A 19,186-nucleotide genomic window follows, 5' to 3' on the forward strand; every position below is an offset into this window, starting at 1 on the left:
TGACGCATGGTGTTCCCTACCTTCGTAGAAATGGGAAATCGGGGGAGGCTAGGCCGATCCCTGACTCACGACGTTGCCGGCGCCGGAGTCCTCGACCTTGGGGCTGCCGTGCAGCCACTGCACAGAGTTCACGGTGGAGCCGGCGGCGAGGACCACGGTGGTCACCGTCTCGACGGTGACCACGTTGCCCGTGCCGTTGACGGTGACGGTCGGGCACGTGCCGGTCAGTGTCACGGTGCTCGCGTTGGCTTGGAGGTCCACATTCCTGCCGGCGCAGTCGAAGGTCTTGACCAGCGCCGTGCCGTTGATGGTGAGCGTGGCGCCGCCCGCCTGTGCGGGTGCCGCCGACACGGATGCCGGGGCGGGACTGGCCGTGGCCGTGGGTTTCGGTTCGACCGTCGTCGTGCATCCGGTGGCGGTCAGGGAGACCGCGGCGAGAACCAGGGTGGTCGCGAGGACGGGGCGGTGCATGGGATCTCCTGTCTTAAATGGACTGACAGGAAATACGCTACGGGCCCGTCGTGCCAGGCGAATGGCAGCGGTGTACCGGATCTGCGACACCGGGTACCGGATCGGGAACCCTAGACCGGCAGCCGCACCCGGACCACGGTGCCCTCGCCGGGGCGGCTGCGCAGGTCACATGTTCCGCCGTGCCGGTGTGTGACCACCCGGACCAGGGCGAGCCCCAGCCCGCTGCCGGGGATCCCCGCCGTGTCGCGGCCCCGTGCCAGTTCGGCCCACACCGAGTCGATCTCCTCGGCGTTGATTCCCCGCCCTGTGTCGGCGATCTCCACCACAACGTGATGGTCCTGCTCGAAGACCCGTAGCGCGATCCGGGAGCCGGGCCTGCTGTACTTCACCGCGTTGTCCACGAGGTTGTGCACGGCGAGATCCAGCAGATCCTGGTCGCCGGGAACAGTCGGCAGTGGCCACGGCACCTCCGGAACGGTCACGCTCACCTGCCGGTCCACGCAGGTCGCGGCGGCGGCCCGGAGGATCTCGGCGAGGTCGACGGGTACCCGCTCCATCGGGCCGTCGGAGATCTCCGCGAGTTTGCGCAGATCCACGACGATCCGGGACAACCGCGATACTTGACTGGAGACGGCTACGGCCGCGGGTTCGGTGGAGGCGAGGTTCGCCAGAGCGATCAGGATCGCGGTGAGCGGGTTCTTCAGTTCGTGATCGAGTCGGCGGAGAAACACCCGGTGCTCCCGCGCGGCGACGGCCGTAGCGCCGGCCCGCGCGCGGTCGAGGAGAATCCGGACGGTCCGCACTGTCGCGGTGACCAGCAGGGCGGCTCCCGTGACCGCCGCGACGGCCACGGCCGGTTCGACCCGGAACACCAGTACTACGTCCCCGGCTTGCCAGGCGGCCAGTGCGGTGCCGAGCACCCCCGCGCCGACCAGCACCAGGACGAGCCACCACCGCCTCATCCGATGGTCACGACCTCGGCGAGGAACCGGTACCCCTGGCCGGGCACGGTCTCGATCCAACGTGGCTGGGCGGCGTCGTCGGCCAGCACCCGGCGCAGTTCGGCGATCCGGTTGTCCACCGCCCGGGTACCGCTGATCGCGTCCCAGCCCCAGACGACCTCCAGGAGCCGCTCCCTGGACAGCAACTCGTCGGGATGGGTGACCAGATAGTCCAGCAGCAGCGCCGCCTTGGGGGTGAGCAGCAGCTCCCGATCGGCGAGCCAGGCACGGCGTGCCACCCGGTCGAGGCGGAGCTGACCGGCCCTCACCTGGCCCGCGGCCCCGAGTGCCGGCAGTCCGCGGCGGGACCTGCGAAGCACAGCCCTGAGGCGGGCGACCAGTTCGTACGGGTCGAAGGGCTTGTTCAGGTAGTCGTCAGCGCCCTCCTCCAGGGCCATCGCGCGTTCGGTGGACTCGCCGACCTGGGTGAGCAGCAGCACAGGGTAGGCGAGGCCGGCCCGGCGGAGCCGGCGCAGCACCTCTCGACCGTCCATCTTGGGCATCAGTACGTCGAGAACGATCAGGTCCGGGCTCTCGCGTTCCGCCGCGAGCAGGGCCGCCTCGCCGTCAGCGACCACGCGAACGGTGAACCCGGAGCGCTCCAGCAGCGGCACGAGCTGCCCGGTCACGGCGGCGTCATCGTCGGCCAGCAGCACGACCGGCGCGATGTCGGAGGGAGAAGCTCTCGGGGAATCGGCCATCTCATCGACCTCCCAGGTCAGGGAACACATCATGTACGAATTGGGACACCATCACAATCCTGGGCCCCGCCCACGGGCATCCGCGCACCGGATCAGGCGTGGCGGGGCGTCCAACGGCCGGAGCACCTCCCCCGACCGAGCCGATCACCGGATCGACGGCCATGGCCGAGCTCCGCGCCCCGACGCCCCGCCAGAGGCCGTCGCCCGAGCGGCCGGGGCGATCCGTGCGGGCGGGCCTGGCGATGATCTGCGGGGCCGCGCCCGGACTGTCCGTGGTGGGCGAGGGCCGGCAACGGCGCCGAGGCACGCTGTACGGCTACTGGGCCGGTTGAGCGAACGGGAACGGGATGTGGCCCTGGCGCTGGGCCAACTGCTACTCCAACGCCGAGATCGGGCACGAACTGTTCATGAGCGTGGCCACGGTGAAGACCCACGTGTCGCGCATCATGACCAAACTGGACCTGAACAACCGGACCCGAATCGCACTCCTCGCCAACGACGCCGACTTCACCGGCAACTGACTCGGCGCGGACAGACTCTGCGTGGCCGTGTCGCGGGCGTCTCGGGTCGTGTGGATCGGGAATTGGCCCATCACAACGCGGTCCCCACGGCCGTGGTCAGCAGCGCGCAGACGGTGCCGACGACCGGCACCGCGGCCCACAGCGAGGACAGACCCAGCCGGGCACGGTGCGCAAGGATGCCCCACGCCGCCAGGTAGTGCAGGGGTACCTGGCCGCCGACGAGGACACCGGCCAGCAGTGGCGTCACCGACGCCGGGTCGGCGTCCAGCCGTCGCGTGATCAGCTGGGTCAGGACCATTCCGCTGATGTACGCGGTGACGATCGTGATCAGAAGGGCACCCAGCGCGGCCTTTCGGATCCTCGTCACCGTCTCCTCGAATCCTGGTGTCGACCTTCGGTCCCAGATCCACTCGCAGTGGGGATTCGGTCTGGGCGTAGGGGGTCGAAGGTGACCACGTCGCCGTCGTCGGCGACGAGGAGGACCGCGATGTCCAGACGGGCGAGACTCCCCCAGGTCCTCGACACCAGCGACTGGTACGTCGGCCTGCTGGGCAGGGCGATCGCGAGTTCATGGTCGGGGTACTTTGCGCGGTTGAGCATCGTGGCGAGGAGTACCTGGGCGTACCAGTGCCGGGCCTGGGTCGATGGCGTACTCGCCTTTACCTTGTGGGCGCGCGCGGCATCGGCGTACCGCCGGCCGGGGTATCCCTTCACCTCCACGGCCAGGTGCCGGTTCCCCTGGCTGGCCATGACGTCCACGCCGTGTTCCCTGGTCGCGGTGTTCGCCGTCCGCTCGATCCGCCAGCCCTGCCGTGAGAGAAAGGCGACGAGGAGGCTCTGCGCGGCCTCTTCAGACATTCCCTGATCGGCGTCCACCGGCAGTGTCCTGGGGGAACTCAGTTCCGGCTTCCCGTCCCCGCCACGCGCTGCGATTCGAGCTGCCCGGTACGCGCCGCCACGGGGGCCGCGGGCGAACACCACCCGGCCCGCCCGCTGGTCGACCGACCGCACCCGCCAACCGGCAGCCCTCCACGCTTGGGCCTGGACCTTGGAGTCGTTGGCCCACCACGCACGGTGCGCCCGCGCGGACGCCGGCAGCGGGCCGACCAGGCCCTCGATCTCCTCGAAGGTCATCAACAGCTCCTCGGCGGCGACTCTCGACCCCGCAAGGTGGTCGCGCAACGGGTCATACTTCGCCACGGTCGTCGGTGACACCTGATTCACCGCCTCCTCTGGCATCCGGATAAGCAGGAGCGATCGCCCGATCGCCCTCGACCATCCTGGCCCCGTGACGAGCGTCCGCATATCGGCCTTCCGCCCGTAACGGACGGTAGGGTGACCCCCCGAATGTGCCCGGATCGCCCGAGCACCCGAACAGCCCCACGGGCCCAGCACGGTATTGGCGGGAAGTTTCGGGTTCTACTTCCGATGGAATTCGTACAACTGGCGCTCGCTGGAGCGACTACTTGGCACGTAAAGCACCAGATTCTCGCCCGTCCCAGTCATCAACATCTCAACGGTATTGCCGCCCACCTGATAGCCAGATCCCTTTGGGTCAGGCATGAGCCGAAAGGTCAATTCCACCGCAGTACCCATTGGCTTTCCGGACGTCTTCCAGGTTCCTGCGGACGAGCCGTCCACGACCGCCGCGTCGAATAGAGGTGGCAGATCTACGCCATTGAAGGATGCCCCGGCGAGCAAGGTGATCCGCGCGCCCTGAGCAGATTCCCAGTTGCCGAGGATCTGTTCCGGCTTCACAGGCCGACTATCCGAGGAGGCCACGCCACAACCCGGGACCAGCAAGGCCACTGACAAGGCTGGCGCCCAGAACAGCTTTCTCATCGCCACCTGACCGCCTCGCTCCACCTGTAGTACTGATTCGTCGTTAGCCCGGCCGTACATTAGTCGCCTCAGCATCTTGATCCGGCGCAACCCGCGTCGAGCGCCCGCCGCATCGCGTTCGCGGCCTGTCCGAATCACCCGGAATGTGTTCAGGCCCTGCCGGACGACCGCTTCATGGCTACCTGAATGTTGCCGGACCAGCTGAGGCTCGACTTCTTGGTCTCGTCACTGTGAGGGCCTGCGTGTCGGTCGATACAGGGGTGCGGACTGGGGCGGCCACTTGTCCCGGGTGATGTCGGCGTCGGCGTCGGCGCGGGTGAGGAAGAACCGGTCGTAGCCGCCTCCGACGTAGTTGTAGGCGTCGTAGTAGGGGTCGTCTTTGGGGTCCCATTTCCAGGTGAGACGGACCTGCCAGAGGTCGCCGACCGGGAATGGGCCGGCCGTGAAGTGGTGGCGGATGAGCGCCCAGGAGCCGTCTATGCCCGGCACCGGTACCCGGTGATGACCGACGTGTTCGACGGCGTGGTTGTTGGCTGCCAGCAGAGGCCACCAGGTCTCGCGGTAGGTGGCGCGCAGCGTCGGGTCGAACAGCACCATCTCGATGACGTCCTCGCCGGCCGGCGACAGTACGGTCGGCACGGACCGGGTCTCGCCGCCGACGCCCTGGCGCAGGATCATGCCGTCGTCCCACAGCCACCAGGCCGGGGTCACGTGCAGAAGCCGTGGGCCGATCTCCACCACCGGCGGCGCGCTCTGGCTGAGGTCAAGACTGGCGAGCACCTCACGGGCGCTGGACGCCCAGGTGAACTGGCGCCCACCGGCCAACTGCCCGGAGGGCAGGTACCAGGGGCTCAGGACGATCCGGGTCGCCGTGTCGGGGATGAGGTCGATCACTGGACTACCTGTCGTTCGTCGCTGAGGCGGTGCGTGTGGTCATCGCGGTGGCGAAGCTGAAGCCGGCCACGTGCCAGAACCACACGCTGGTGATGGTGAAGCCGATCCCGCCGGCGGGCAGGCCCAGCAGTGAGGCGGCGAGGGCGGGCAGGGCGATGGCCCAAGCCCGCCAGTACCCGGTGCCGCAGGCCGCGACCCGGCGCAGCGCACAGACCGGACGGCGGAGTTCGCCTGGCCGCGCTGGAGACGGTGGAGCGCTTGCACCCGGTGCCCGAGGTTGAGCAGCCACCCGCCGACAGGCGCCAGCAGCCACGTCGCGCCGATCAGCACTTCGACGGGCCCGGCGCGATCGGCGACCGGGAACCGCCACGAGGTCCGCAGCCTCAGCGGCCCGTGGAGATCCATCGGGCGCGTCATGGTCGGGAGCCGGTTCAGCTGAGGAAGTCGACGCGGTCGATGAGGCCGTCGCGGACCCGGTAGGCGACCAGTACCCGGATGGGGGTGTCCGTGATGCCGTGGGCGATCTCATGATCGACCACCCAGTCGCCCTCGGTGAGGCGACCTACGATCTCCGCCCGGCACCGGCCCTGAGCGAACTGGTCGGCGTAGGCCTCCCGCAGGCCGTCACGCCCGAGGAGTTGGCTGCCGTCGCGGCGGTTGACACGGACATCTGGTGCGTACGTCGCCGCGAACGCGTCGAGATCATGGCTGTTGTACGCGGCGAGCTGGCGTTCGACGACGGTCTGCTGGTCGGTCATCACATGATCATGCATGACGTTCCCACAGCTCCACCACACCAGGGACCTGGGCACCCACGATCGCACCGGCCCCGTGACCTGCGGCTACCCGGCCATTCGTCCGCCGAACAACGCCGAGTGGGCGTCGGTGCGCGCCGTGGGGGCTGGCGGTTCCGCCAGAACGGACCCGTTCCAGCGCCACCAGATGCCGTTAGCGTCGGAAGGGAAGGAGGGAGAGCCTGTGGCCCGGTGGAGGAACCTGTGTCCGCGCTGCGCGACCCCGCTGCACCGCCACGGTGAGTGCCGGGCATGCGAGATCGCGGCTGATCCGGCCTTCGTGGCGTTCGCCAGAGCGCAGGCGCGCGTCGCCGCCGGAGCGCCCCGGCCCGGGGACCCCGTGGTCATCACCGACTACCTGGTCGCGGTGAAGCGGGCCGAGGGATTGGCGGCGAGTCTGACGACCGGCTGCTCGCGCTGCGGTAGGCCGTTGTGGGACGCCCGGCACTCAGTCGGCGGGTCCCATGACTACCAGCGCCCGTCCGAGCGCACCCGCACACAGCGCGCGTGGGCGCATCAGTGCAGCCGCGAAGGCCGCCTTCACATCGTCGCCGGCGTCTTGTACCTACGCGCGGCCACCCGCAAGTCCCGGGCACGGTAACAGCCGCAGCCCGCACGAAGGCGTGAGGTCGCACCCCGCAGGCGGGTGGGGCCGCCTCTGGAGCCGTACGCGCTACCCCGTGGCGGCCGGTGCCGGCGGGGTCCGCCGCGCCGCGCGAAGCATCCCGATGACAGCGCCGATGAGCCACAGCCCGAAGGCCACGGACGCCATGCCCGCGCTCCAGTAGCCGGACAGGCACAGCACGACGACGGCGTAGGACACCCAGACGGCCCACTTCGGCAGGGCGTGCGCCTGCTGGGCGATCCGCGTCGTCACGGCGACCAGCACCGCACCGCCGGTCAGCCCGGTGAGCGCGACGAGGCCGCCCGCCGTGCCGAGTACGCGGGCAATGTCCGCGTCGGGGGTGAACGCGTCCGACAATGCGGTGATCGCGCTCGACACATCGAGCGACACTCCTGTGATCATCAGCCCGCCGAACAGCGCCGCCGCCGGCACGATCGCATGCGCGAGCGGGTCGCCGCCAGACAACCGGTCCAGCACCCGCCGCAGCCCGACGGCGAACCACAGCAGTAGCGCAACCCCCGCGCCGACCACCGGCAGCCCGATGCCGGCGGCGGCCTGCCGCGCGCCGTCGTCGAGCCTTGCGAGGATGGCGGCGTCCGACACACCTGGTGCGTCGACTCCGACCAACGCGCCCAGCGCCACCCCGATGACGAGCAGCACCACCGAAGCAGCGCCCGCCCATGCCGCGCGCCGAAGTGCTCGTGACTCGTCCATCCCACCTCCCACGCTGAAGGGGCCGCCCGCGGGTCGGAGATGGTGTGGGCACCGGGATCCGGTCTGCCGCGCGAAGTGGGGCCAGCCAGAGTGTGTCTCCGTGCCGGGCGGCGAGCAAGGAGCCACGCGGACCTCGATGCCGCCCGTTTTGGCGATCGCACGAATGTGTTGGGGGCGCCGCCCTGGCAGTGGCGTGAGGTCGGGCGCTGCACCTCACGCCGCTGGAGGCGTCATGCGCCCGGGTGGGCTTCTCCGCTACCCGCCCCATCAGTAACTCCGCATGGCCGGCGGGCCGTGCCGCGGAGACAGTCCGCCACCCACCCAAGAGATTGGCGGCGCGATCGAGGTCCCTGGTGGCCTCGGCGACCTTCAGCGCGAGGCCGGGCCCTCCTGACGCTGCCGGGGCGGCCTGAGGCGACGGCCACGCCCAGGATGCAGGTCCGGTGACGCCGCCGCCGGATCTCCGCCCAGTCCTCCAGGCTCGGCCGACGGCGACAACCCGTGATCAGTCGATGCTTGGCATCCACCCGCTCGAACGGCTGACGTATCCCCCTTGAGAGGGAGTCCCAAGTGGGGTGGGACGAGCGATCACAGGTACGGGGTCGGAGATCGAGGATAGAGATCACTTCGAGAGAGGAAACCCCATGAACCCCCGCCTCGCCTTCATCGCCGCCCCGCTGCTCACCCTGACTTACGGGATCGCCCGTTTCGTGGATGGGCTGGACGGCAAGCGCGGCTCCGGCTTCTTCTGGAACTTCGGGCATCTGGCCTTCCTGGTGGCTTTGGCCTGCTTCGCTCTGGCGTTCGTCGAGATCCGGGCCCTGCTCGGCCGGTCCGTCGGGGCGACGGTCGCCGCGGCGATCGGCTTCGTTGGGATCGCGTGTGCCGGGGCTCAGTTCGCGATCGACATCTTCCTGGGCCTGGCCTACTCCGACCGGGAGGCGATGAACGCCGCGTTCGACCAGATCCAGAGCGTTCCCGGGGTACAGGCCGCCGTGTACGACTTCGGGCCACTGCTGTTCTTCGTCGGCCAGATCACGCTGTCGGTGCTGCTGGCGAAAGCCGGCAAGATCCGCTGGTTCGCGCCGCTGCTGGTGGTGGCCGACCTGATGGTGCCGTTCGCCGACAAGGACCTGATCCCGCTCGGCGCGGTCTGCCTGCTGATCTCCTACTGGCCGCTGGTCCGCCGCACCGCCGCCACGACCGAGCCCAAGATCGAGTACTCGGGTGTCTGAGGCAGAATACGAATCCGTGTTCGACCTACCGCTCGCCGACAGGCTCCGGGCGCTCCCTTCACTCCTGGTGGACGGGGCGCTCGTCGCCGTGGTCCTCCTCGCCCAACTGTGGCCGTTCCTGGGCGGGCCGGTCGGCTGGTGGGGGGTGGCGATGGTCGCCGGCTCCGCGCTGCCGCTGCTGTGGCGGAGGCGCGCGCCGCTTGCGGTGTTCGCGGTCAGCCTGCTGGCCACGAGCCTGTATGACCTCGGTGGACCCGAGGCTTCCCAGCCGGTCTGGTACGGCGGCCTCGTCGCCCTGGCCACGGTCGCCTCCCGGTCGCCGCGGTGGGCCCGGCTGACCGCCCTCGGCGTGGCGACCGCGCTGGGACTGCTGGCCGTCGGTTCCTCCGACACGGCGCTGCGCGGCCTGATCCTGTTCGGCGCCGCCTACGCGATCGGCCGCTCGGCCCGCACCTCACGGGCCTACGCCGCAGCGCTGGAGGAGAAGGCCGAGCGGGACGCCGAACGCGCGGCGACCGTGGAGCGGGCCAGGATCGCCCGGGACATGCACGACATCCTCTCCCACGCCGTCAGCATCATGGTCGTGCAGGCCGAAGCGGGCCCGCTGGTCGTCCGGTCGAAGCCGGAACGGGCCGAAGCCGCGTTCGAGGCGATCGCCGACGCCGGCCGCGACGCGATGCAGCAGCTACGCCGGATGCTGGGCGTCCTCAAGGACGAGCCGGGCACCCGCACCCCGCAGCCGACGCTCGCCGACCTGCCCGCGCTCGCCCGCGACGTAGCGGGCCTGTCCGTCTCCTACAGCGAATCCGGGACCGCCGCCACGATCGCCGCCGACAGCGCGGTCGCCGCCTACCGGGTCACCCAGGAAGCCCTGACCAACGTGGTGAAACACTCCGGCGCCGACAGCGCCCGAATCCAGCTCCGATGGGAGACCAGCACCTTGACGATCGAGATTCTCGACGACGGCCCCGGCACCGCCCGCGTCCTGCCCTCGGGCGGCCACGGCCTCGTCGGTATGCGCGAACGCGCCGCCGCCTGCGGCGGAACCCTCACCGCCGGCCGGCGCGGCACCGGCTTCGCCGTCGCCCTCCGCCTGCCGGTGACCACATGATCAGGGTGGTGGTCGCCGACGATCAGGATCTGGTGCGCGGCGGTTTCGCGATGATCCTCGACGCCCAGCCCGACATCGACGTCGTCGCGGAGGCGGCCGACGGGGCCGAGGCCGTCGCGGCAGCCCGCACTCATGCCCCCGACGTCATTCTGCTCGACATCCGGATGCCCGGCATGGACGGCATCGAGGCGACCCGGCGGATCTGCGCCGACACCACGACCCGCGTCCTCATCCTCACCACCTTCGACGCCGACGACCTGGTCTATGAGGCACTCAGCGCCGGCGCGACCGGCTTCCTCCTCAAGGACGTCCGACGCGACGCACTCGCCGAGGCCGTCAGAACCGTCGCGGCCGGCGACTCACTGCTCGCCCCCACCGTGACCCGCCGCCTGATCACCGACCACATTTCCCGGCCCTCCTCCCGCCCGGCCGCCGACGCCCTCGCCCAACTGACGACCCGCGAACGCGAAACGCTCGGCCACATCGCCCGCGGCCTCTCAAACGCCGAGATCGCCGGCGCGATGACCCTCAGCGAACACACCGTCAAGACCCACGTCAGCAACATCCTCACCAAACTCGGCCTCCGCGACCGGGTCCAAGCCGTCATGGCCGCCTACGAGTCCGGCCTGGTCGTCGCGAACCGGTAGCAGGCCGAGACTCCGGCGCGGGCGCTCGTGCGCACTGATCGCCTGGGCGATGGTGCGAGCCGGGCGGACCGAAGCGCGGTCATCTTGAGGCCGTGGTCGTCGCCGACCAGGTGCCGGTGATGCGGTACACGGCGGCCGGGTCCAGGTCTGAACCTGCAGGCCCGTCTCCTTCAGGATCTCGCGTCGGGCGGCCTACTCGGCGGTCTCGCCGTCCTCCAGGCCGCCGGCCGCGCGCCGGCCGATCGCGGCGATGAGATCGGCGTGGGTCCATGTTGAAGTAGACGTCCGTCATGCCGCTCCGCGTCTGGGCGCAGACCAGCTGCGGCGGGCGATGTCGGCGTAGAACGCCGAGGCGAAGCACCACACAGGGTGGATAGTTCCGCCGGTTAGGCGTGAATCTGCTGCGCGGACCGGAGTCGGGTGGTCGCATGGTTGATCCACATCCCGCAGGGCAGTATCCCGTCGGGGGCTACAAGGGACTGCGAGTCGGTCATGAACCGGTCGTGCAGCTGCGCGACCTGCTCCTCGCCGAGATCGTGCATGTCATAGAGCATGCCGGCCAGCATCTCCCAGACCTGCTCGGGAGTACCGCGCCGGTCGACGGCCACTGGCTCCCAGGACACCGGCTCGAATCCGTGCGGAACAAGGATCTCGTCCAGACCCTCCCGGCGCCGGGTCCGGCGGTCACCGAGCTCCGGGACCTGCGACTCCGTGGACCGAGCCCGGAAGAGGGGCCGGGCAAGCGTCATGAACAGGTCCCGAGCCTCACCCTTGACCGCGCCACCGCCGACCGCGACGGCGAACATGCCACCGGGGACCAGCACCCGGGCGACCTCGGCCACTACCTGCTCCACATCAGACATCAGCATGAACGCCATGTGCGACACGACCGCGTCGTAGCTGCCATCAGCGTACGGAAGTTGCTGCGCCCGGCCGCACCGCAAATCCGCGCCGGCGAGCGCCGGTCGACGCCGGGCGAACGCGAGTTCCCCTTCAGACAGGTCGATGCCAGCCAAGGTTTCGGCACCCGCTTCGGCGAGACGTTCGAGCAGCCAGCCGTCCGCGCACCCCAGATCCAGCACTCTACGGGCGCCTGCCACCGTGTCAGCCATGATCCGGTAGCTGGAGCGGCCGTCGGCGGCCAGCAGCAACTCGGCACCCTCGGACTGCAGACCAGGGGTCAGGTCATGGCGAGCACGCAGGTAGGACTCGGCGGCAGTGGCGGCGGCTGACGGCGCGGTGATCATCCGACGGACCCTACCAGTCACCTGACCGCGACACCGCCCGCCGACGGCGCGGTCGACGGCACCTCGGCTCCTTCAGCACATCGCCCGAAGCACCCAATTGCTCAACTGCCGGTCGGCGCTCGGGTCACCCGCCGCGCCATGGACCAGGTGTCGGATCACCAGCCTGAGCATCGCGGCGGTGGCTTCGCGGAGCCGTTGACCGAGCCGCCGCCTACCCGTTGCAGGCACCGTGCTTCAGACCGCGCCGACCCGATGAGCACGCCGATCACCGGCCCGAAGGTACCGGTGATCGGCGGGCGGGTCAGGCGATCCGGCGGATCCGGCGGATGGCCAGGTAGAGCAGGAGTCCGGCGAGTGCGAGGAAGATGCCGGTCTCGATGCCCTGGAACAGCCAGAACCGGCCGGCGGGCTGGTATTGCTGCCAGTTGTAGGCGCCGGGTCCGATACCGAGTCCGGCACCGCAGTCGGTGGTTCCTGATGCCGTGGCATCGGCGGAGCAGGCGATCTCGGAGTTGGCGGCGACGAGCTTGCCGGTGGCGTCCCGTACTCCGAAGGACTGGACCCAGTCGCCGAGCGTCCTGTTCGGTTGGAGGACGGCTCCCTTCACCGGGTAGGTGAGGATGCGAGCGGGCAGGTAGTGCGGTCGGGCAAGGGTGGTCAGGGCGATCCGCACGCCGACGAACCCGGTGAGGGTGGCGGCCATGGCGGGCAGCACCTTGTGCCAGACGGTACCGGCGAAGACGCCCAGCGCGACCGCGAAGACGGTGTAGCCGATCGGCGCGATGCCCTGCATGTCGAAGAGCAGGACGTCGAACCGGGACGGGTGCCCGGACTGACCCAGCGGGGCCAGCCACCAGGACATGCCCAGCCCGTAGACGACCGCCACGGCCAGCGTGACGGAGCCGACGAGCCCGAACTTGACCAGCGCCCAGCGGCGTCGGCTGATGCCCTGGGTCCAGACCATGCGATGGGTACCCTGTTCGACCTCGCGGGCGACCAGTGGAGCGCCCCAGAACAGTCCGACGAGCAGCGGCAGGACGAGAAACAGCACGCCCACCGAGCTGAGGTCTCCGAATTGGCTGTGGAACTGGTGGAGCGCCGCGTTACAGGTCTCACCGCCGGGCGGGACCAACTGGGCGTCGCCAGCCTTCGCCACGCAGTCCGGCAACCCGAGGCTGGTGAAGGTACTGCGCATGGACAGGCCGGTCGGGATCATCAGCGCGGCGAGGGCCGCAAGGCCGATCAGGGTGAACAGCGCCTGCCTGCGGTGCTGGTGCCAGGTCAGCCACATCATGCCGGCACCCCCCAGGCGGCGTGGCTGGCTGGCGCGGCGCCGTCGGCGAGGTAGGCCAGGATCAGGTCCTCGAGGGTCACCTCGCGCACCGTCCACGCCGGATCGGTGACGGGGCCGTTGGTGCGTACCAGCAGGGTGGACTGCCGGTCGGTGTGGCTGGCCCGGACCACCGCCGCGACCCCCGCGATCGGGGCGTCGCCGTGGCGGGGGCCGATCAACTGCCGGTGCGAGTCGACCAGGTCATCGACGGCGCCGACGAGCTGCACCTGGGCAGAGTGCAGCACGATCACGTAGTCGCAGACCCGTTCGAGGTCGGCCAACAGGTGCGAGGAGAGCAGCACGGTGGTGCCGGTCTCGGCGACGCTGCCCATCAGCGCCTGGAGGAACTCCCGTCGGGCGAGTGGATCGAGGCTGGCGACCGGTTCGTCTAACAGCAGCAGCTTCGGCCGTTTCGCCAGGGCGAGCGCGAGCGCGACCTGGGCGCGTTGCCCGCCGGACAGCTTGCCGACGGGCTGGTCCGGCGAGAGGCCGAGCTGGGCCAGCCGGTTTCGGGCGAGGGCCGTGTCCCACCGCCGGTTCAGCTTCGAACCCATCGTGATCAGCTCGGCGGCGGTGAAGTCCCGGTACAACGGGGTGTCCTGGGCCACGAACCCGATCTCGGACAGAATCGCCGTGTTGTTGTACGGCGACTCGCCGAAGACCCGTACCGCCCCCGCGTCGGGTCGCAGCAGACCCACGGCCAAGTGCAGCAGAGTACTCTTCCCCGCGCCGTTCGGCCCGACAAGAGCGGCCACCCGTCCGACGGGCAGGCGCAGCGAACAGTCCCGCAGCGCCCACGCCTTTCCATACCGCTTTCCGAGCTGGTCGGTCTCCAGCACGTTTTCCATCTGGTGTCCTCTCATACGGCTCACGCGGTCTCCTGGTACGGCGAGTCGACCGAGATCGTGGCCCGCATCGTCGTCTCCACCAAAGCGGTGACGTCCTCGCGCGTCAGCCCGGCGGACTGCGCCCGGTGCAGCCAGGCCACCAGGTCGTCGCGCAACTCGGCCTGATGGGGCAGGGACGCGCCCGCGAGGGTGCGCCTGACGAACGTGCCCACCCCGGGTCGGCCCTCCACGAGACCCTCGAGCTCCAACTCGCGGTACGCCTTCAACACCGTATTCGCGTTGATCGCCAGCGACTGCGCGACATCGCGGACCTTCGGCAACTGGTCACCGGGCACCGCGAGGCCCACGCGCAAGGCCTGTTTCACCTGCTGCACCAGCTGCATGTAGGTGTTCACCTTCGACCGGCCATCCAGCACGAACTCGATCACCCGCGACGACCCTCCTGTTGTCCTACGACAGTAGAACTATAAGACAGCATCCTGACTGGACACTCCACTGTCAAGACCGCGACACCGCCGGCCCGTAGGCGGACAACGAAGACAGGCCCGCGCACGCCCCAGATCAACGAGGTACCGGCGCGCGAGTCTGCGGCTGGCCGGGGTAGTTCATCGCGGGTGCCCGTCGGTCTGGTGGCCGGTCTCCCTGTCGGTCACATGCCCGGCACCGGCTGGCCGGCTGCGATCCGGGGTAGGAGGTCGGCCAGTGATGGTGGGCGCAGGTCCAGGCCTGCCAGTGCGTCGAAGCCCACCCAGGTGACGGTGGTGGTGTGCCCAGGGTAGTGGGCTGCGGCGGGCGGCGTCGGACGTGTCGGTGGTGGCCGCGAAGATGAGGTCGATACGGTGCAGGGTCCGCCCCCTGTCCACTCCTCGGCGGCCGCTGCGCGGACCAGGGCGTGCTCGGCGACGCCGCCGAAGGCCACACCGGTGGCTGCGGCGTCGATGACGGCGGCGATGGCCAGGGCGCTGGCGGTGCGCCAGTCGCCGCCGTGGTACCAGCAGCAGGTCCGCGCGCGGCGGTCACGGCGCGGGTGCCGCCAGCGCTGGGTCCGCGACACTTCCGCGCGGCGACGACCCGCCGCGGCCGTGCCTTTCCGGTCGGGTGTGTTCAGACGCTCGAGCGTGTGGTGCACCCTGCCGATCAGGGCGACGACAACGTGGCCGGGTCAGGACGCAGCCCGGCTGTGGCATGGGTACAGGGGCGCCAGCGAAATCGCTGGCGGCGCCGGCTAGGTTCACCTACCGTGCGGGCATGGCCGTACAGCTGCTGGCAGTGACCTATGACGCCGACGATCCCGCGCGGCTGGCTCGATTCTGGGGCGGCATGCTGCGCCGGGACACGGTCGCCGACGCCGACGGTCTGCTGCTGCCAGGCACACCGACCCAGGTCGGCCTCCGGTTCACCCCGGGCCGACCGGATCAGGCGCACCTCAACCGGCTGCATCTGCACCTGACCAGCGCCAGCCTCGACCATCAGCAGGACACGGTGGCCGCGGCGCTGGCGATCGGGGCCAGGCATGTCGACGTCGGCCAGCAGCCCGAGGACGGCCACATCGTCCTGGCGGACCCGGGCGGCAACTTCTTCTGCGTCATCGAACCCGACAACACGTTCCTGGCCGGCTGTGGCTTCCTGGCCGAACTCGCCTGCGACGGCACCCGACAGGTGGGCCTGTTCTGGAGTGACGCGCTCGGCTGGCCACTGGTGTGGGACGACAACGAGGAGACCGCCATCCAGTCACCGCACGGCGGGACGAAGATCGCCTGGGGCGGGCCGCCCGTCGCGCCGAAACTCGTCCGCAACACACAGCGTTTCCTGCTCGCCGTGACCGACACCGACCTGGGCACCGAGATCGACCGGCTGGTGTCACTCGGCGCAACCCTGAACTCGATGACCGGCGACGACTCCGCCGAGCTGGCCGACCCGAACGGCAACGAGTTCGACCTACGACAGACCTGACCAGTCACCGTCCTGGACGAACCTTGATTCTCAAAATTGAGGGAAAATGGTGTGGGAGCGGGGCACTTTGCCCCGACGTCTTGTCTGATGGTTTTCACCGAGGTGATGCGTCTCCGCGCCTTCTTAGCCGGGACCTTCGTCTCGGCCTTCATGGACTGGCCTTGGCGGCGGGCGTCGGCTGCTTGGCTTCGGGACCGACTTGAGCGCTCAGGGCCCGCAGCCGAGCTTCCGCTTGGCGGCAACCGCCCCTCGCGGGCCCCGGCCAGCAACGGCCGGGGCCCGCGAGGGCGTTTGGGCGCATGGGGATCGCGGCGGGCGCGTGACGCGGCTGGGATCGCGTCGAGACCCGGACAGGATGGATTTCTAGTGTCCTGTCGGGTCGCTGAAGTTGATCGGGTCGCCCATGTTGTAGGCGTAGGGGTTGAGGCCACCGGTGCCAAACGGGCTGTGGAACCGGGCCGACGGGGTGGCTTCGGAGGGCTGGCTGGCGGCCAGGGTCGCTTCCGTCAGCACCTGCGGGTCATCGGTGATCTCCCCGGACGGGGAGATCGTGTCGAACAGGACCGGTAGCTGCTGGGCGTAGTGCTCGGCGACGACGTCTTCGGGCACTTCGGCGTCCGCGGCGATCCGGGCCAGGTTGTCCGCACCGATCGCGTCGGTGATCTGCTGGGCGGTCACCGGCTCGTTGGCTCCCACGGCGATCCAGGACCGCACCTGAGTCTGCAGGCCCCCGTCCGACAACTGCTGGGCGGCGGTGACGGCCATCGACCGCAGCAGGACCGGAGTGCCGAACTCCGGCACCACCGCATCCGACGAAGCGTGCGACCAGCGCAGTTGAGGAACCGCGCCATCGGCGATGTTCCCGTCGGGGCCCGGTGCGTCAACAGTCATGAAAGTTCGTCCCATCTGGAAGTCAACGGTGTGGATCCATCGCGCCGGAGGTGCCCGACACGGGAAAGTCTGTCGATCTTCGAACCCGTTCCACTCGGCGGGCGTGACGCGCGCGGCCTGCGCCGGACCCGGTCCGTCGGGCATCCGGCAACCGCAGGGGTCAGGAGTCCTTGACGAGGCGGGCGTAGGCGTCGGAGTCCATCAGCGCCTCGGGCGCGTAGTCGCCGGAGGGCACCACCTGAAAGATCCAGCCCTCGCCGTAGGGATCGTCGTTGATGATGGCGGGGGTGGCCTTCAGCCTGGTGTTGACGGCCGTGACCGTGCCGGACACCGGGGAGTACAGGTCCGAGACGGCCTTGGTGGACTCCAGCTCCCCGCACGGATCGCCAGCCACCACGACGTCGCCGGCCTGGGGCAACTCGACGTACACGATGTCGCCGAGAGCGTCCGCCGCGTGCGCGGTGACCCCGACGATCAGAATGTCACCCTGACGCACCCATTCGTGTTCGGCGCTGTAGAGCAGATCCTCGGGGACGTTCACCGTGTACTCCTTCGCGAGCAGGCGGACCTGCCGGGCAGTCGTGATGTCCCACGACCAGCACGGACGCAGGAGCGCGTCCGCCGGAAGAGTCGGCCGCGCACTAGTCAGAAATCTTCGCATATCATCACTAACAACTCAACGGTTCGCATGCCCAGTCGCCCGGCCCCGACTCTGCTCCACTGACCAGCGCTGGGCCTGCCGGTTGGGGCTGTTGGACCGGGTTTCAGTGGTCGGTGTCCGCAACCGGTTGGATGAGATAGGGGCCGTCGGCGGCCACCGAGTTGATGGCCGGGGACACGCGGTGGGCCCTCACGCGGGCGGTTCGGGCCCCAGTAGCCCGAACGCGGCCTGGTGGGCTCACCTCGTACCGGCGATCTCGGCTCGGAGGCGGGGACGCGGTCGACTGGCGAATGCATCGACGAGTGGCGGGTGCGATGTGGTCAGTTGATCGGATAAGGTCAATGTCGCGCCACTGCTAGTCGACCGCGTTCGCACCGCAGAACAAGGCCATCGGAGGGGCGATGCAGATCGACAGCGTGTCGGAGTCGGCCGGTCCGCCGGTGACCGTCGGCGGTGTGCCTACAGCGGGTCGGGATTTCGCCATGCTGTGGGCGGGTCAGTCCATGAGTCTGATCGGAAGCAAGTTCATGGTGCTGGCACTGCCGTTGTTGGCCTTCACCACACTCGGGGTCTCCGCGGCACGGGCGGCCCTGCTGCCGTTCGCGCTGTTCGGACCGTGGCTGGTGTTGGGGCTGCCGGCCGGGGCTGTGGTCGAACGGTTGCGGCGGCGCACGGTCATGGTGGTCAGTGACACAATCCAGGCGGTCGCCTACCTCGCGATCGCGGTGCTCGGCGCGCTGCGGCTGTTGTCGTTCCCCGCGATGCTCATACTGGTGTGCGTCGCCGGTTGCGGTGCCGTGTTCTTCCAGGTCGCGTACACCTCCTACCTGCCTGTGCTGTACTCCGATCCGGCACTGCTCCATCGCGGAAACGCCCGGTTGTTCGTCTCCGAGTCCGTGGGTCGGGCGGTCGGACCGGCGGTCGCGGGTTTCCTGATCAGGCTGACCAGCGCGACGTTCACGGTGGCGAGCGTCGTGGTGACGTTCTCGGTCTCGGTGCTGACCCTTCTGTTGATCCGGCACCGGGAGCCAGCGCCTCTCCGAAATGCCGCGCCCCGCCGGCGGGGATGGATCCAGCGCGACGTGCGGGAGGGGTTGCGGTTCGTCCTCCGGCACGGCCAGCTCGAACCGGTCATCTTCTGCGGTGCGGTCTACGTCCTCTTCCTGACCATGGTCGAGGGCAGTCTGGTGCTCTACTGCCGTGAGGTGCTCGGTCTGAGTGTGGCCGGGATCGGGATCGTGGTCGGTGCGGCGGCGGTCGGCTATCCGCTCGGGAACGTGGTATCCGGCCGGCTGGTCCGGCGGCTCGCCCCGCCGAGGACGCTGGTCGTGGGCGCCGCGATCTCCGTCGCGGGCCTGGTGACCATGCCGGTCGCCGGGCATGCGGGTTCCGTGCTCGGCCTGATCGCCGGTAGCGTGGTGCACGCCTTCGGGGAGGGAATCTTCGGTCCTACCGGCCTCACGCTGAGACAGACCGTGTCCCCGCCGGAGATCCTCGTCCGGGTCAACTCCGTGGCTCGCTTTCTCACCTGGGGAATGGCGCCGATGGGCAGTCTCCTGGCCGCGGTCACCATCGGGCTGGGCGGGCTGTCCACCTCCATCTGGGTCGGTGCGATCGGTACTTCCTTGTGCCTGCCTATTCTGGTTCGCCGGGGAATTCGTGCGGATTTCATCCGGCCTGTTCGTTGACCATCATGT

At 69.6% G+C, this 19,186-nt stretch carries 23 protein-coding genes and 1 pseudogene; 7 read left to right on the forward strand and 17 right to left on the reverse strand.

From position 1 onward, the window contains the following. Positions 1-48: 48 nt before the first annotated feature. The 3 genes from IW245_RS10625 to IW245_RS10635 all read right to left on the reverse strand — a co-directional run bounded on the left by IW245_RS10625 (position 49) and on the right by IW245_RS10635 (position 2,173). Positions 49-471 (reverse strand): DUF3060 domain-containing protein, encoded by a 423-nt coding sequence (locus IW245_RS10625; RefSeq protein ID WP_197003010.1) that lies wholly within the window; start codon positions 469-471, stop codon positions 49-51. A 110-nt stretch (positions 472-581) separates the two neighbouring features. Next, on the reverse strand, positions 582-1,433 hold the full coding sequence (locus tag IW245_RS10630; protein WP_197003011.1) for a sensor histidine kinase: 852 nt from the start codon (positions 1,431-1,433) through the stop codon (positions 582-584). Beyond that, positions 1,430-2,173: a response regulator transcription factor gene (locus IW245_RS10635; RefSeq protein ID WP_197003012.1), complete on the reverse strand. Its 744-nt coding sequence runs from the start codon at positions 2,171-2,173 to the stop codon at positions 1,430-1,432. Before IW245_RS10635 ends, IW245_RS10630 begins: the two co-directional genes overlap by 4 nt. 161 nt (positions 2,174-2,334) lie before the next feature. Here IW245_RS10635 and IW245_RS40500 point away from each other — a divergent pair, with 161 nt between their 5' ends. Both IW245_RS40500 and IW245_RS40505 read left to right on the forward strand, forming a co-directional pair. Then, on the forward strand, positions 2,335-2,505 hold the full coding sequence (locus IW245_RS40500) for a hypothetical protein (RefSeq protein WP_231398749.1): 171 nt from the start codon (positions 2,335-2,337) through the stop codon (positions 2,503-2,505). Beyond that, positions 2,442-2,694 (forward strand): annotated as a pseudogene (locus IW245_RS40505) (response regulator transcription factor); the annotation flags it as partial. The gene IW245_RS40500 and the pseudogene IW245_RS40505, both read left to right, overlap by 64 nt. A gap of 70 nt (positions 2,695-2,764) precedes the next feature. On the opposite strand, the gene IW245_RS10645 reads toward IW245_RS40505, so the two are convergent. From IW245_RS10645 to IW245_RS10675, 7 genes are all read right to left on the reverse strand, one after another. Next, the gene (locus IW245_RS10645) at positions 2,765-3,061 is read right to left on the reverse strand and encodes a hypothetical protein (protein WP_197003013.1); all 297 of its coding nucleotides are present in this window, start codon (positions 3,059-3,061) and stop codon (positions 2,765-2,767) included. After that, positions 3,058-3,999, reverse strand: coding sequence for a DUF7662 domain-containing protein (locus IW245_RS10650; protein WP_197003014.1), 942 nt, complete (start codon positions 3,997-3,999; stop codon positions 3,058-3,060). The genes IW245_RS10645 and IW245_RS10650 overlap by 4 nt, the downstream gene beginning before the upstream one ends. Positions 4,000-4,113: 114 nt before the next feature. Continuing rightward, positions 4,114-4,452: a hypothetical protein gene (locus IW245_RS10655; RefSeq protein ID WP_197003015.1), complete on the reverse strand. Its 339-nt coding sequence runs from the start codon at positions 4,450-4,452 to the stop codon at positions 4,114-4,116. A gap of 309 nt (positions 4,453-4,761) precedes the next feature. Continuing rightward, positions 4,762-5,430 carry a hypothetical protein gene (locus IW245_RS10660; RefSeq protein WP_197003016.1) on the reverse strand — a complete coding sequence of 223 codons (669 nt, stop codon included), beginning with the start codon at positions 5,428-5,430 and terminating at the stop codon, positions 4,762-4,764. A 4-nt stretch (positions 5,431-5,434) separates the two neighbouring features. Further along, complete coding sequence (locus IW245_RS10665; RefSeq protein WP_197003017.1) at positions 5,435-5,719, reverse strand: hypothetical protein; 285 nt, start codon at positions 5,717-5,719, stop codon at positions 5,435-5,437. A 142-nt stretch (positions 5,720-5,861) separates the two neighbouring features. Beyond that, on the reverse strand, positions 5,862-6,188 hold the full coding sequence (locus tag IW245_RS10670; RefSeq protein WP_197003018.1) for a nuclear transport factor 2 family protein: 327 nt from the start codon (positions 6,186-6,188) through the stop codon (positions 5,862-5,864). Positions 6,189-6,897: 709 nt separating this feature from the next. Beyond that, positions 6,898-7,563: a hypothetical protein gene (locus IW245_RS10675; protein ID WP_197003019.1), complete on the reverse strand. Its 666-nt coding sequence runs from the start codon at positions 7,561-7,563 to the stop codon at positions 6,898-6,900. Between the two features lie 644 nt (positions 7,564-8,207). Here IW245_RS10675 and IW245_RS10680 point away from each other — a divergent pair. Genes IW245_RS10680 through IW245_RS10690 form a run of 3 tightly spaced genes read left to right on the forward strand, consistent with a single transcriptional unit; the run spans position 8,208 to position 10,556 of the window. Further along, positions 8,208-8,798 (forward strand): hypothetical protein, encoded by a 591-nt coding sequence (locus IW245_RS10680; protein WP_197003020.1) that lies wholly within the window; start codon positions 8,208-8,210, stop codon positions 8,796-8,798. Then, positions 8,791-9,909, forward strand: coding sequence for a sensor histidine kinase (locus tag IW245_RS10685; RefSeq protein WP_233472382.1), 1,119 nt, complete (start codon positions 8,791-8,793; stop codon positions 9,907-9,909). Before IW245_RS10680 ends, IW245_RS10685 begins: the two co-directional genes overlap by 8 nt. Further along, positions 9,906-10,556 (forward strand): response regulator, encoded by a 651-nt coding sequence (locus IW245_RS10690; protein WP_197003021.1) that lies wholly within the window; start codon positions 9,906-9,908, stop codon positions 10,554-10,556. Before IW245_RS10685 ends, IW245_RS10690 begins: the two co-directional genes overlap by 4 nt. Positions 10,557-10,942: 386 nt before the next feature. On the opposite strand, the gene IW245_RS10695 is transcribed toward IW245_RS10690, so the two are convergent. From IW245_RS10695 to IW245_RS10715, 5 genes are all read right to left on the reverse strand, one after another. Further along, positions 10,943-11,803: a class I SAM-dependent methyltransferase gene (locus IW245_RS10695; protein ID WP_197003022.1), complete on the reverse strand. Its 861-nt coding sequence runs from the start codon at positions 11,801-11,803 to the stop codon at positions 10,943-10,945. Positions 11,804-12,104: 301 nt separating this feature from the next. Further along, entirely contained in the window at positions 12,105-13,097 is a 993-nt protein-coding gene (locus IW245_RS10700; RefSeq protein ID WP_197003023.1) for an ABC-2 membrane transporter-related protein, read from the reverse strand. Next, positions 13,094-13,984: an ABC transporter ATP-binding protein gene (locus IW245_RS10705; RefSeq protein ID WP_197003024.1), complete on the reverse strand. Its 891-nt coding sequence runs from the start codon at positions 13,982-13,984 to the stop codon at positions 13,094-13,096. Before IW245_RS10705 ends, IW245_RS10700 begins: the two co-directional genes overlap by 4 nt. A gap of 20 nt (positions 13,985-14,004) precedes the next feature. Beyond that, entirely contained in the window at positions 14,005-14,412 is a 408-nt protein-coding gene (locus IW245_RS10710; protein ID WP_197003025.1) for a GntR family transcriptional regulator, read from the reverse strand. Between the two features lie 221 nt (positions 14,413-14,633). Then, the gene (locus IW245_RS10715) at positions 14,634-15,113 is read right to left on the reverse strand and encodes a hypothetical protein (RefSeq protein WP_197003026.1); all 480 of its coding nucleotides are present in this window, start codon (positions 15,111-15,113) and stop codon (positions 14,634-14,636) included. Between the two features lie 119 nt (positions 15,114-15,232). On the opposite strand from IW245_RS10715, the gene IW245_RS10720 reads away from it, so the two are divergent. Continuing rightward, a complete protein-coding gene (locus IW245_RS10720) occupies positions 15,233-15,937 on the forward strand; it encodes a VOC family protein (protein ID WP_197003027.1) in 705 nt (234 codons plus the stop codon). A gap of 363 nt (positions 15,938-16,300) precedes the next feature. Here IW245_RS10720 and IW245_RS10725 read toward each other — a convergent pair whose 3' ends face one another. Together IW245_RS10725 and gcvH are read right to left on the reverse strand one after the other, a co-directional pair. Then, positions 16,301-16,828: a YidB family protein gene (locus tag IW245_RS10725; RefSeq protein WP_197003028.1), complete on the reverse strand. Its 528-nt coding sequence runs from the start codon at positions 16,826-16,828 to the stop codon at positions 16,301-16,303. Positions 16,829-16,988: 160 nt separating this feature from the next. After that, positions 16,989-17,489 (reverse strand): glycine cleavage system protein GcvH, encoded by a 501-nt coding sequence (gene gcvH, locus IW245_RS10730; protein ID WP_231398751.1) that lies wholly within the window; start codon positions 17,487-17,489, stop codon positions 16,989-16,991. A gap of 401 nt (positions 17,490-17,890) precedes the next feature. On the opposite strand from gcvH, the gene IW245_RS10735 reads away from it, so the two are divergent. After that, the gene (locus IW245_RS10735) at positions 17,891-19,177 is read left to right on the forward strand and encodes an MFS transporter (protein ID WP_267919830.1); all 1,287 of its coding nucleotides are present in this window, start codon (positions 17,891-17,893) and stop codon (positions 19,175-19,177) included. The last annotated feature ends 9 nt before the right edge of the window (positions 19,178-19,186 follow it).

It is taken from the genome of Longispora fulva (assembly GCF_015751905.1).
GTDB lineage: Bacteria > Actinomycetota > Actinomycetes > Mycobacteriales > Micromonosporaceae > Longispora > Longispora fulva.